Raw genomic sequence first — 12460 nt, forward strand, 5'->3', positions numbered from 1 at the left:
TTTATGTGGGAGCACGGTCCCTCAGAAATCGAGTCGCCTTCCTCGCGGGCAAGCCTTGTTCCCACATAAATCTCCTTGCCACAGGATCGGTGTTCATGGATCCAGCGAAGTTGAACAAGTCCTAGCCCCGGTTTCCCAGTAAACTCTGCTTCTTTTAGCCGCCCTTCTCTTCACCGCGGCCATCATCTGTTTTCTGGAGTTCACCTTGCGTCTGTTTCACACCTCCGACTGGCACCTGGGGCAAAACCTGCACGGCCAGGAACGCGATTTCGAACACGCCTGTTTCCTCGACTGGCTGCTGCGTCAGCTGACCCAAGAAAAACCCGACGTGCTGCTGATCGCCGGCGACATCTTCGACACCGTCAACCCGCCGGTCAAAGCCCAGGAACGGCTGTACGATTTCATCGTCAGCGCCCATGAACAAAACGCCAACCTGACCATCGTGATGATCGCCGGCAACCACGACTCCGGTTCGCGGATCGAGCTGCCTGCGCCACTGATGCGGCGCTTGCGCACCCATGCCCTGGGCCGGGTGCTGTGGCTGGACGACGGCCAACTGGATGTCGAGCGCCTGCTGCTGCCGTTGCCCGATGCCAAGGGCAAGGTCAAGGCGTGGTGCCTGGCGCTGCCGTTCCTGCGCCCCGCCGAAGTCACCGGTGCGCAACTGGGTGACGACTACCTGCGAGGCATCGGCCAGGTGCATGAGTGGCTGATCGCCGCGGCCAACAGCAAGCGCAAGAAAGGCCAGGCGCTGATCGCCATCAGTCATGCGCACATGGCCGGCGGTTCGGTGTCCGAGGACTCCGAGCGCAGCCTGATCATCGGCAACGCCGAGGCCCTGCCCGCCAGCCTGTTCGGCCCGAGCATCAGCTACGTCGCCCTCGGCCATTTGCACAAGCCGCAGAAGGTCAACGGTGAAGAGCGTATCCGCTACAGCGGTTCGCCGATCCCGCTGTCATTTTCGGAGATCGGCTATCAGCATCAGATCCTCGACATCACCCTGGACGGCGAAACCCTGGTCAAGGTCGAGCCGCGCCTGATCCCACGGGCCGTCAACCTGCAACGCCTGGGCCCGGTGCCGCTGGCCGATCTCCTGGTGCAACTCAAGGAACTGCCCGACATCGACCTGTTGGCCGATGTCCAGCGTCAACCCTGGCTGGAAGTGCGGGTGCGCCTCGACGAACCGCAGCCGGACCTGCGTCACCAGGTGGAAACCGCACTGCAAGGCAAGGCCGTACGCCTGGTGCGGATCGGCGCCGAGTACGCCGGCAACGGCGGCGCCGGCAGTGCCGATGACGGCAGCGCGCTGGTGGAGCTGGATCAACTCAGCCCGCAGGAGTTGTTCAGCCGCGCCTGGCAGGACACCTACGGCAACGAAGTGGACGAACAGACCCTCAAGGACTTTGCCGTGCTGTTGCAAGACGTGCAGATGGAGAGCGAGCAGCCATGAAGATCCTCGCGATCCGCCTCAAGAACCTGGCGTCCCTGGCCGGGCCGTTTGAAATCGATTTCACCGCCGAACCCTTGGCCAGCGCCGGCCTGTTCGCCATTACCGGCCCCACGGGCGCCGGCAAGAGCACGTTGCTCGACGCCTTGTGCCTGGCGCTGTTCGGCGCCGTGCCGCGCCTCAACAACACCGGCCGCGACGCCAAGGTGCCAGACGTCGATGGCGACATTGCCACGGGCGACCCACGCACGCTGTTGCGCCGTGGCACCGGCGATGGCTTTGCCGAAGTGGATTTTCGCGGCATCGACGGGCGCCGCTATCGGGCCCGCTGGGAAGCCAATCGCGCCCGGGAAAAGGCCGGCGGCAAGTTGCAAGCCAGCCGCCAGAGCCTGCGGGACCTGGACAACGATCAACTGCTGGCGAGCCAGAAAGGCGAATACAAGACCCAGCTCGAAGCGGCCCTGGGCCTTAACTTCGAACAGTTCACCCGTGCCGTGCTGCTGGCCCAGAGCGAGTTCAGCGCGTTCCTCAAGGCCGATGACAATGATCGCAGCGAACTGTTGGAAAAACTCACCGACACTGCCCTGTATACCCGCCTCGGCCGCCGCGCCTTCGACAAGGCCAAGCAAGCCAAGGACAGCCACCGGCAGTTGCAAGACCAGGCCACCGGTGTCACGCCGCTGGCCCCCGAGGCCCGGGCCGAGCTGGACCAGCGTTTCAACGACGCCCAGCAACTACTCAAGGCCCAACAGGGGCAACTCAAGCAACTGGAGCAGCAGCACACCTGGCTGCGCGACCTGGGCGTATTGCAGGATGAACACGCCAGCGCCGCCGAACAGCTGCAACAGGCCCAGGCCGATTGGAACGCCCTGGCCGACGAACGCCTGAAACTGGTCCGCCTGGAACAACTGGCGCCCCAACGCCATCAGTTCATCCGCCAGGCCGAACTGAGCCGACAGCTCGACCCCTTGGCCGTGCAGATCCAGCAGCTTACCCAGCAGCAGCTCAATCTCCATGACCAGCAGGCCGAACTGGAAAAAAGCCTGGGCGCCGCGCAACTGGCGCTGGCTGCGGCCCGGCAACACAGCAGCGACAGCGCGCCGTTGCTGCGCCAGGCCTTTGAAGAGCAAAGTACCCTGGCCCGTCTCGCCAGGGACGCCAGCCAGGGCGCCGAGCGCCAGGAACAGGCGCAACAGGCCTGCACCGAAGGCCAGCGCACCATCGACACCTTGCTCGAACAGCAACGGCAGGTGGCCGAGCGCTTGCAGCGCATCGCCGGCGCGTTGGAACAAAGCACACACCTGGCCCCGCTGAGCGATGCCTGGAACGCCTATCGCGATCGCCTCCAACAACTGATGCTGATCGGTAATCGCCTGAACCAGGGCCAGGCCGAACTCGCCACACTGGAACAAGGCGCCACCCGCGCCGCCGAGGAATTGGCCAGCCGTCGGCAAGACCTTGAAGTGCTCTACAAGGAAGCTGGCGCCGAGCCGGAGGCAGTGGCCGAACAGATCCAGTTACTCGGCACCCTGCTGCAAGACAACCGCAAGCAATTGCGTGCCTTCGAAGACCTGACCCGGCTGTGGGCCAGCCAGCAAGAGCTGGACAAACGTGGCGCCGAGCTTGAACAACGCCAGCAACGAGCGTTGCAGGAACGTGACCGGCTGGTGCGCGAAGGCGGCGAAGCCAAGGCCGAACTGACCATTGCCGAACAGACCCTGACCGTCACCCGCGAGCTGCTGGAGCGCCAGCGCCTGGCCCGCAGCGAAAGCGTCGAGCAACTGCGCGCACAGTTACAGACTGAACAGCCCTGCCCCGTGTGCGGCAGCGTCGAGCATCCTTATCATCAGCCCGAAGCCCTGCTGGAAAACCTCGGGCGCTTTGATGAAACCGAAGAGGCCAACGCTCGCAAAGCCGTCGACCTGCTCAATGAAAAAGTCATCGACCTGCGGGCGCAATACAGCGGGGTCATCGCCCAGCTCAAGGAACTCAAACAGCAGCAGGAACAGCTCGCCAGCCAGCAACAGAGCCTGGCGCCCAGCCTTGAAGCCCACCCGTTGTCGGCGCAACTGCTGGCCCAGGAGGCGAACAAGCGCGACGCCTGGCTGACCCAGCAGAACAGCCAACTGACCCTGCGCATCAGCCAGGACGAACAACGGCAAACCGCCCTGCTGACCCTGCAGCAGGACGCCGCGCGCATGGCGCAGCGGCTACGTGAAGCCGAGGCAGCCAGCCATCAGGCGTCACAGCACCTGGGCAACCAGCAGCAGGAGCTGGCCCGCGATCGCCAGCGCCTGGACGAGGAGCTGAGCCACTTCAGCACCCTGCTACCCGCTGACACCCTGCAGGCCTTGCGCAGCGAGCCCGCCGCAACCTTCCTGCAACTGGACCGGCAGATCGCCCAGCGCCTGGAGCAACTGGAACAGCAACGCGACGAACTGGGCGAACAGCTCCAGCGCCAGCAGACCGTGGAGAAAGAGCAGGACCGCCAGCAGACCCGCCTCCAGCAACTGGAAGCGGCCCGCCTGCAATTCAGCGCCCTGAGCGAGCAACAACAAGCCTGTCAGGAGAAACTCACGCAACTGCTCGGCGAGCACACCAGCGCCGAAGAGTGGCAGCAACAACTCGACCAGCGCCTGGAACAGACGCGGGATGCCGAGGCGACGGCCAATCAGCAGTTGCAGCAATTGCGCAACGACCTGGTGCAACTGGCCGCCGAACTCAAGGCCCGCCAGGAACAGGCCCAAGCCCTGGACCACGAACGCCAGGCGCTGGCCGCCGGTATCGCGCAATGGCGCACCACCCATCCGGAACTGGACGATGCTGCCCTCGAAGCCCTGCTCGGCCTTGACGAGCAACACGTCAGCCAGTTGCGCCAGCGCTTGCTCAACAGCGAAAAAGCCATCGAACAGGCCCACGTACTGCTCACCGAACGCGAGCAGCGCCTGCAAAACCACCAGGCCCAGCACAACGGCAACCTGGCGCCCGAACAACTCGCCCAAGCCCTCACCGAGCTGCAAACCCAATTTGCCGCCAGCGAACAGCGCTGCGCCGAACTGCGCGCCGAACAGGCCGAGGACCAGCGCCGGCAGAACGCCAACCAGGCCCTGGCCCAGCAGATCGAACAGGCCTACACCGAATACCAGCGCTGGGCACGCCTCGATGCCCTGATCGGTTCGGCCACCGGCGACCGCTTCCGCAAGCTGGCCCAGGCCTACAACCTCGACTTGCTGGTGCACCACGCCAATGCCCAACTGCGGCAACTGGTACGCCGCTACCGGCTCAAGCGCGGCGGCAGCATGCTCGGGCTGCTGGTGATGGACACGGAAATGGGCGATGAACTGCGCTCGGTGCACTCGTTGTCCGGTGGTGAAACCTTCCTGGTTTCCCTCGCCCTGGCATTGGGCCTGGCCTCGATGGCGTCCAGCACACTCAAGATCGAATCGCTGTTCATCGACGAAGGCTTCGGCAGCCTCGACCCCGAGTCGCTGCAACTGGCGATGGACGCCCTCGACGGACTGCAGGCCCAGGGCCGCAAGGTCGCGGTGATTTCCCACGTACAGGAAATGCACGAGCGGATTCCGGTGCAGATCCAGGTGCGTCGCCAGGGCAACGGTTTGAGCACGGTGGAGGTAAAATGAGCCACGCCACGCTCTATTCCTTCCGTCGCTGCCCCTATGCGATGCGGGCGCGCATGGCCCTGCGCTACAGCGCGGTCGAGGTGGCGATTGTCGAAGTCAGCCTGAAGGCCAAGCCAGCCGAGATGCTCGCACTCTCCAGCAAAGGCACGGTGCCGGTGCTGCAGGTCGATGGCCGGGTGATCGATGAAAGCCTGGAGATCATGCGCTGGGCCTTGGCCCAGCACGATCCGCAAGACTGGAGGCTACGGGACGATGCCGAAGGCCAGGCGTTGACGGCAGCGCTGATCGAAGAAAACGACCAGGTGTTCAAGCTGCACTTGAATCGCTACAAATACCCCGAACGCCATCCCGAATGCCCGAAGGAACATTACCGTAGCGAGGGTGAAAGCTTTCTGCGCAGGCTGGAGGCACTGCTTGCAACCCGGCCGTTCCTGGCGGCGAATCACCCGAGCCTGGCCGACGTGGCAGTGATGCCCTTCATACGGCAGTTCGCCCACGTCGACCGTGAGTGGTTTGCCCAGGCGCCCTACCCTCGGCTACAGGACTGGTTGCAGAGGTTGCTGGATTGCGAACTGTTCGTGGCGATCATGGCCAAGTAACCATTTGCCCGGCGAGCGCCCTTTTATAGCTAAAGAAGCTTTTGTGGCGAGGGAGCTTGCTCCCGCTGGGCCGAGCAGCGGCCCCCTTTTTGCGATTGCTGCGCAATCGAGCGGGAGCAAGCTCCCTCGCCACAAAGGCAATCATGCAACCCCATTGTTGCCTGATCCGATCAGTCACTAAGCAAGCTCAACAATCGCTCACGCGCCACTTCCAGCTCGCCGGAATCCGGCTGGGCGGCGGAGACAATCGGGGTGGAATAGAGGAACAGCAGCATCACTGCCAGACGCATCGCCATGGTGTCGATCCTTATCGGTAAAGGAGTCAATTTGTCAGCGTCAAATTTAAACACATGGCCAAGTGATATTACAGCAGGATTTCTCTGGAAACGGCGAAGCCTGCGATCTTTTCTCTTTCACCTGATGTTCAGTGAAGATGAAAAGATCGCAGGCTTCAGTCGTTGCGCGATCGTTCAGTGTTGGGTCTTGTGGTCCAACGCTGCATAGAAGTTGGCGCTTTGTTGCAGGTATTTTTCGGTGTAGCTCTGGGTGCGATTTTTCTTGTCACCGATCTCGATGCTGGCACTGGCAGGCAATGCCACGGTGGCGGAGATGGCGGAAGCGGCGATCACGGAGAAGAGATTCAGGTTCATGGCGGTAGACCTCGGATTCAGTTGGCTGACTTGCCCGGTGGGGCCGTGAAGCAAACTTACGCGCCGAGGCGTCCTGCGTTGAAATGCTTTGCATCACTTGCGAATATCAGTCTCGTTGATACAACGGCGCAGGTCCCGAAAAACGGGGCCTGCGGTCTATTGACGGACCATGAACTTCAAATCGCTGGGCGCATCCATCGGCATTTTCTGCACGGTTTTACCCAGCAGGCCGGTCTTCGGATCGCGCTCTAGTACCACGATCTGGTTGCTCTTCTGGTTGGCAATCAGCAGGAATTTCCCGCTCGGGTCGAGGCTGAATTCCCGTGGATGATCGCCTTCGACCGAGCGCCGCTGCAGCTCTTTGAGCGTGCCGGCGGCCGGGTCGATGGCGAACACCAGCACTTCGTTGGTGGTGCCACGGTTGCTGACGTAGAGGAACTTGCCATCCCTGGACGCATGCAACGCAGCCGCCGCCCTGCCCGGTTGCGGCTTGCCGGCGGCCAGGTCGACCAGTTGACGCTGAGTCAAGCGACCGTCCTGATAATCGAACACCGCCACTTGCGCGCTCATTTCCATGGTCAGCCAGGCGTGCTTGCCGTCAGCGCTGAACAACAGGTGACGCGGGCCGCTGCCGGGTGGCAACTGCACGAAGGCTGGATCGGCAGCGGTCAACGGCAACTCGGGATTGGCCTTGGGGTCGTAGCGGTAGATGAACACCTTGTCCGCCCCCAGGTCGTTGGCGAACACGTATTTGCCATCGGGCGAGGACACTGCGGCGTGCACGTGGGCCGACATCTGCCGCTCGGGGTGGACCTTGCTCGGCTGATGACTGCTCAACTGCACCACCGGCGCCAGCTTGCCATCGGCGCCCACTGGCAATACCGCCAGGGTACCGCCCGGGTCTTCCACCACCGAATAGTTGCTGACCAGCAGATGCCGGCCATCACCGCTGAGGCTGGAATGGGTCGGCTCGTTGCCCAGGGACTGCACCTGGTTGATCAGGCTCAGTGCATGGGTCTTCGGGTCAATGGCGTAGCTGCTGACCTTACCCACTGGATCTTTCTGGCCCGGCCCGTTTTCGTTGACCACGAACAGCCGGCTCATGTCCTTGGTAAGGGTCAGCCATGAAGGGTTTTCAGTCTTGATCACTTGCAACGGGTTGGCATCGAGCTGGCCGGTACGACTGTCGAACTGCAATCGGTAGATACCCTGGCTCTGCCCGGCGGTGTAGGAGCCCACCAGCAGTTGATGACGTTCTTCAGTGTCCGCCTGGACGCCCATGGCGCCCATGCTGCCGGCCATCAACAACGGCCAGAGACTACGCATTTTCATCTTCTTCGTCGTCCTCATCGTCGTGGCCGCTGGTGGCTTCCACGCACTCCAAGTGGTGATCGCCCGAATCGCTGGTGATGATCCAGTGATTGCAGGTTTTATCGAAGGTCGCGGCCTGCATCTGCGCCGGCGTGAAACGCCAGTGCTCAAGGGTGCGACCGTTCATGCACTCGACGTGCAACTGGTCCTGCTCGTCGAGGGAGAAATCGAACGCGTGCAGCCCGTCGATAATCAGCATGTCGCAGGATTCGAGGGCGTGCAGCAGGGTGTCGGTTACGGCAGTCATGGCGATCAGTCGTTCATTGGGAAAGTCGTCATGATAACCCAATGTGGGCGTGGGCCTTGGGCCATAAGGTTCGAAAGCGCTTTCGACTGGAAGATCGCCATCGCGAGCAAGCTCGCTCCCACAGTTGGATTTTCAGCGAACACAAATCCTGTACTCACCAAAGCCCCCCTGTGGGAGCGAGCTTGCTCGCGATGAGGCCGGCACATTCAACTTGAATGTAACGGCGTCACCGCAACCCTCAGAGCGCCTCGCGCCCCGGCACGCCATCCACCAACCGCAGGATCCCCAGCGGATTGGCATTCTTCAGCGGCTCGGGCAACAGGCTGTCAGGATAGTTCTGGAAGCACACCGGACGCAGGAAACGATCGATCGCCAGGGTGCCCACCGACGTACCGCGGGCATCGGACGTGGCCGGGTAAGGCCCGCCGTGCACCATCGAATCACACACCTCCACCCCGGTCGGATAACCGTTGAGCAGGATGCGGCCGACCTTCTGTTCCAGCAGCGGCGTCAGTTCGCTGAACCGTTCGAAGTCCGCCGGCTCGCCGATCATCGTTGCCGTCAGTTGACCGTGCAGGCCGTTCAGCGCGGCGGTCAGTTGCGCCTGGTCCGCGACTTCGACAAACACCGTGGTCGGGCCAAACACTTCTTCCTGCAGCGCCTCGTCACCGTTGATCAGCAGGCTGGCGTCAGCCTTGAACAACTGCGGCTGGGCCTGGTTGCCCTGCTGCGCGCGCCCGGCCAGATGCTCGATGCCCGGGTGAGCCAGCAACTTCTGCAGGCCCTTGCCGTAGCTTTGCAGCGTGCCGGCGTTGAGCATGGTCTGGGGCGCCTGGTCGCCGATCAGCGCGGCTACCTGCTGGGTGAAGGCAGTGAACTGCGGCGAACGAATGCCGATCACCAGGCCCGGGTTGGTACAGAACTGACCGCAGCCCTGCACCACCGAGGCGGTCAGGTCACGCGCGACGCTCTCGGCGCGGGTTTCCAGTGCCTGCGGCAACACGATTACCGGGTTGATGCTCGACATTTCGGCAAACACCGGAATCGGCTGCGGCCGTGCGGCCGCCATGTCGCACAGGGCACGCCCGCCCTTGAGGGAGCCGGTGAAACCCACGGCCTGGATCGCCGGATGCTTGACCAGCCATTCGCCAACGCCACCGCCGTAGATCATGTTGAACACACCCGCCGGCATCGCGGTCTTTTCAGCCGCGCGGATGATCGCATCGGCCACGTGCTCGGCGGTCGCCATGTGGCCGCTGTGGGCCTTGAACACCACCGGGCAACCGGCCGCCAGGGCCGCTGCCGTGTCACCACCGGCGGTGGAAAACGCCAGGGGGAAGTTACTGGCGCCGAACACCGCCACCGGACCGAGGCCAATGCGATATTGACGCAGGTCCGGGCGTGGCAACGGCGTACGCTCAGGCAACGCCCGGTCGATGCGCGCACCGTAGAAATCGCCACGACGCAGGACCTTGGCGAACAGGCGCATCTGGCCGCTGGTGCGACCGCGCTCGCCCTGGATCCGTGCCGCCGGCAACGCGGTTTCACGGCAGACCACGGCCACGAACGCATCGCCCAAGGCGTCCAGCTCATCGGCAATGGCCTCGAGGAACTCGGCCCGGCGCACCGCACTCAGGCTGCGGTAGGCGGGATAAGCCGCCGCGGCAGCCTTGGCGGCGGCGTCGACTTCTTCTGCCGTGGCCTGGACAAAGTCATGGGGCAAGGCCTCGCCGGTGCTGGCGTCAACGCTCTGCAGGCGAGTCTGGCCGGCTGCGCTGCGCGCCCCGCCGATGTAGTTGTGGCCAAGGATCTGGTTCATCGCAAGTCTCCTTTAAAGTGTGCCGATAGTACCCGGGTTGAACACCGCGTCCACCGGGGCAATGCCGTTGACCAGCGGCGCGCCGAATTCAGCCTGGCTGATTTCGAACACATCCCCCGGCTGCGTGCGGATGCCATCGGCGAACGACAGGGTCGCGGTGCCGAAGAAGTGAACGTGGACATCCCCCGGACGCAGGAACTGACTGTACTTGAAATGGTGGAATTCCAGGTTTTCGAGGCTGTGGCACATGTTCGCCTCGCCGCTGAGGAATTCGTTCTGCCACAGCACTTCGCCGTTACGCAGGATACGACTGGTCCCGGACAGATGTTGAGGCAGTTCACCCACGCGAAGTTCCGGGCCAAAACTGCAACTGCGCAATTTCGAATGGGCCAGGTACAGGTAATTCTTGCGCTCCATCACGTGGTCGGAAAACTCGTTGCCCACGGCAAAGCCCAGGCGATAGGGCTTGCCGTCGTGGCCGATGACATACAGGCCGCTGATTTCCGGTTCTTCGCCGGCATCTTCGGCAAAGGGCGGCAGCGGGAACGGATGGCCCGGACGGACCACAATGCTGCCGTCGCCCTTGTAGAACCATTCCGGTTGCACACCAGCCTGCCCGGCCTGGGGCTTGCCGCCCTCCACACCCCACTTGAAGATGCGCATGGTGTCGGTCATGGCCGCTTCGTCGCCAGCCTGCTGGTGCATCTTGTCCCGGGCCGAGGCGCTGCCCAGGTGGGTCAGGCCGGTGCCGCTGACCAACAGGTGCGCCGGGTCCGGGTGGTCCAGCGGCGGCAGGATGCGCAGGTCACTGAGCAACCGGGCGTAGTCATGGCTCGCCCCCAGGCCCAGGCCGTTGACCTGCTGCTCAAGCTTCACGCCCGCTTCGATAGCCGCCAGCGCCAGGTCGCGCACGGTGCGAGCGCCCTGCACTTCGCGCACCTGATCGCCCTCGACCACACCGACGCGGCGCTCGCCGTTACTCAATTCGAACTGAACTAAACGCATATCTTTCTCCTTGTAAGCAAAACTTGAATAGGCGTAGCAGGCTTTTGTGGCGAGGAAGCTTGCTCCCGCTGGGGGGCGAAGCACCCCTAACTTCAGGCACTGAGTTCATTCAGACGAAACACAGCACTTGTTTTGCGACTGCTGCGCAGTCGAGCGGGAGCAAGCTCCCTCGCCACAAAAGCTCTCTTCCACAATTGCAATAAGTTCAGGTACGCGTCGCCCCGCGGGCGCTGGCGGCAAACTGGTCCGCCGGCAGCACATGCTTGCGCTCCAGCAGGCGATAGACCACGCCGGTCAAGACCAGGCCGAACACCATCACACACGACAGGAAATACAGCCCCGAGGCCAGGTTGCCGGTGTACTCCTTCAGCGCACCGATCACGAACGGGCCGATGTAGCCGCCCAGGTTGCCCACCGAGTTGATCAACGCAATGCCCGCCGCCGCACTGGCGCCGGCAAAGAAGCGCCCCGGCAAGGTCCAGAACACCGCTGTGCAGGAAAACAGTGCGAACGCTACCAGGCACAGCGCCGCCAATTGCAACACCGGCACCGACAACCAGGCGCTGAGGAACAGGCCGATGGCGCCCAGCACGTACAACACGGCCAGGTGACCGTAGCGGTCGTTCAAGCGGTCGGAGCTGCGGGGAATGATCAGCAAACCGATGATGCCGAAGATGTACGGCACCGACGACACGAAGCCGGTCACCAGGTCGCTGCCGCCGAACTGCTTGATCAGCGTCGGCAACCACAGGCCCAGGCCGTAGATGCTCAAGGTCACCGGCAGGTAGAACAGCGCCAGCAGCAAGACACGCTTGTCCTTGAGGGCATGCAGCGGATTGCCGTGGCGGGTCTGGCCGTATTCCTGCAGGTCTTTTTTCAGTTCACCGGTCAGCCAGTCCTTCTCGGCCTGGTCCATCCATTTCACTTGTTGCGGGCCGTCCGGCAGGTAGCGCAGCACCGGCCAGGTCAACAGCACCGCCGGCAGGCCGATGACGATGAACAGCCACTGCCAGCCGTGCAGGCCAAGGATGCCGTCCATGCCCAGCAAGCCACCGGACACGGGGCCGGTGATCATCATCGCGATGGGTTGGGAGAGAATGAACAAGCCCAGGATCTTGCCGCGATGGCGCACCGGGAACCACTGGGTGATGTAGTACAGCACGCCCGGGAAGAACCCGGCTTCGGCCGCGCCCAGCAAAAAGCGCATCACATAGAAGCTATGCGGGCCTTGTACGAACGCCATGCCGATGGTGATGGCCCCCCAGGTGATCATGATCCGCGCGAACCAGCGCCGGGCACCGAAGCGCTCCAGCATCAGGTTGCTGGGGATCTCCAGCAGGAAATAACCGATGAAAAACAGCCCTGCACCCAGGCCATAGGCGGCGTCGCCAATACCGAGGTCGGCACCCATGTGCAGCTTGGCAAAGCCCACCGCAGAGCGGTCCACATAGGCGATCAGGTACAGCAGGATCAGGAAGGGAATCAGTTTCAGCGTGATGCGACGTATAAGCCGCAATTCCTGGCTCATGGGACCGGTCTCCGATTGTTGTTGTTATGGAACCTCGGGGGATTTCTCTCGCGAATGACCGCCAGGACAATCCCTTCATTGAATCGGACTATATAGTAATACTATTTACCCAACAACACTTCCAAACCGCACAAATTGCGCTTATGTTACGCT

The 12460-nt window shown here is 62.8% G+C and carries 10 protein-coding genes; 3 read left to right on the plus strand and 7 right to left on the minus strand.

The genetic code is table 11. The annotated features are described in order from the left end of the window. The first annotated feature begins 205 nt into the window (after positions 1 to 205). Genes HU749_RS17520 through HU749_RS17530 form a run of 3 tightly spaced genes read left to right on the plus strand, consistent with a single transcriptional unit; the run spans position 206 to position 5687 of the window. On the plus strand, positions 206 to 1450 hold the full coding sequence (locus HU749_RS17520) for an exonuclease SbcCD subunit D C-terminal domain-containing protein (protein ID WP_046062760.1): 1245 nt from the start codon (positions 206 to 208) through the stop codon (positions 1448 to 1450). Continuing rightward, positions 1447 to 5088, plus strand: coding sequence for an AAA family ATPase (locus HU749_RS17525; RefSeq protein WP_079305535.1), 3642 nt, complete (start codon positions 1447 to 1449; stop codon positions 5086 to 5088). Before HU749_RS17520 ends, HU749_RS17525 begins: the two co-directional genes overlap by 4 nt. Continuing rightward, positions 5085 to 5687 (plus strand): glutathione S-transferase, encoded by a 603-nt coding sequence (locus HU749_RS17530; RefSeq protein ID WP_046062762.1) that lies wholly within the window; start codon positions 5085 to 5087, stop codon positions 5685 to 5687. The genes HU749_RS17525 and HU749_RS17530 overlap by 4 nt, the downstream gene beginning before the upstream one ends. A 170-nt stretch (positions 5688 to 5857) precedes the next feature. On the opposite strand, the gene HU749_RS29380 is transcribed toward HU749_RS17530, so the two are convergent. From HU749_RS29380 to HU749_RS17560, 7 genes are all read right to left on the minus strand, one after another. Beyond that, positions 5858 to 5983 carry a hypothetical protein gene (locus tag HU749_RS29380; protein ID WP_003180680.1) on the minus strand — a complete coding sequence of 42 codons (126 nt, stop codon included), beginning with the start codon at positions 5981 to 5983 and terminating at the stop codon, positions 5858 to 5860. Positions 5984 to 6157: 174 nt separating this feature from the next. Continuing rightward, complete coding sequence (locus HU749_RS17535) at positions 6158 to 6337, minus strand: hypothetical protein (RefSeq protein WP_014339063.1); 180 nt, start codon at positions 6335 to 6337, stop codon at positions 6158 to 6160. Between the two features lie 156 nt (positions 6338 to 6493). Beyond that, positions 6494 to 7669, minus strand: a complete 1176-nt coding sequence (locus HU749_RS17540) for a lactonase family protein (RefSeq protein WP_079305533.1) — start codon at positions 7667 to 7669, stop codon at positions 6494 to 6496. Further along, positions 7656 to 7955 (minus strand): DUF5629 family protein, encoded by a 300-nt coding sequence (locus HU749_RS17545; RefSeq protein WP_046062899.1) that lies wholly within the window; start codon positions 7953 to 7955, stop codon positions 7656 to 7658. The genes HU749_RS17540 and HU749_RS17545 overlap by 14 nt, the downstream gene beginning before the upstream one ends. Positions 7956 to 8193: 238 nt before the next feature. Then, on the minus strand, positions 8194 to 9774 hold the full coding sequence (locus HU749_RS17550; protein WP_079305529.1) for an aldehyde dehydrogenase (NADP(+)): 1581 nt from the start codon (positions 9772 to 9774) through the stop codon (positions 8194 to 8196). Positions 9775 to 9786: 12 nt separating this feature from the next. Beyond that, positions 9787 to 10779: an AraD1 family protein gene (gene araD1, locus HU749_RS17555; protein WP_079305527.1), complete on the minus strand. Its 993-nt coding sequence runs from the start codon at positions 10777 to 10779 to the stop codon at positions 9787 to 9789. 205 nt (positions 10780 to 10984) lie between these two features. Continuing rightward, positions 10985 to 12307, minus strand: coding sequence for an MFS transporter (locus HU749_RS17560; protein ID WP_046062765.1), 1323 nt, complete (start codon positions 12305 to 12307; stop codon positions 10985 to 10987). Positions 12308 to 12460: the final 153 nt, after the last annotated feature.

Origin of the sequence: Pseudomonas ogarae (genome assembly GCF_014268695.2) — a bacterium.
Classification (GTDB): Bacteria; Pseudomonadota; Gammaproteobacteria; order Pseudomonadales; family Pseudomonadaceae; genus Aquipseudomonas; species Aquipseudomonas kilonensis.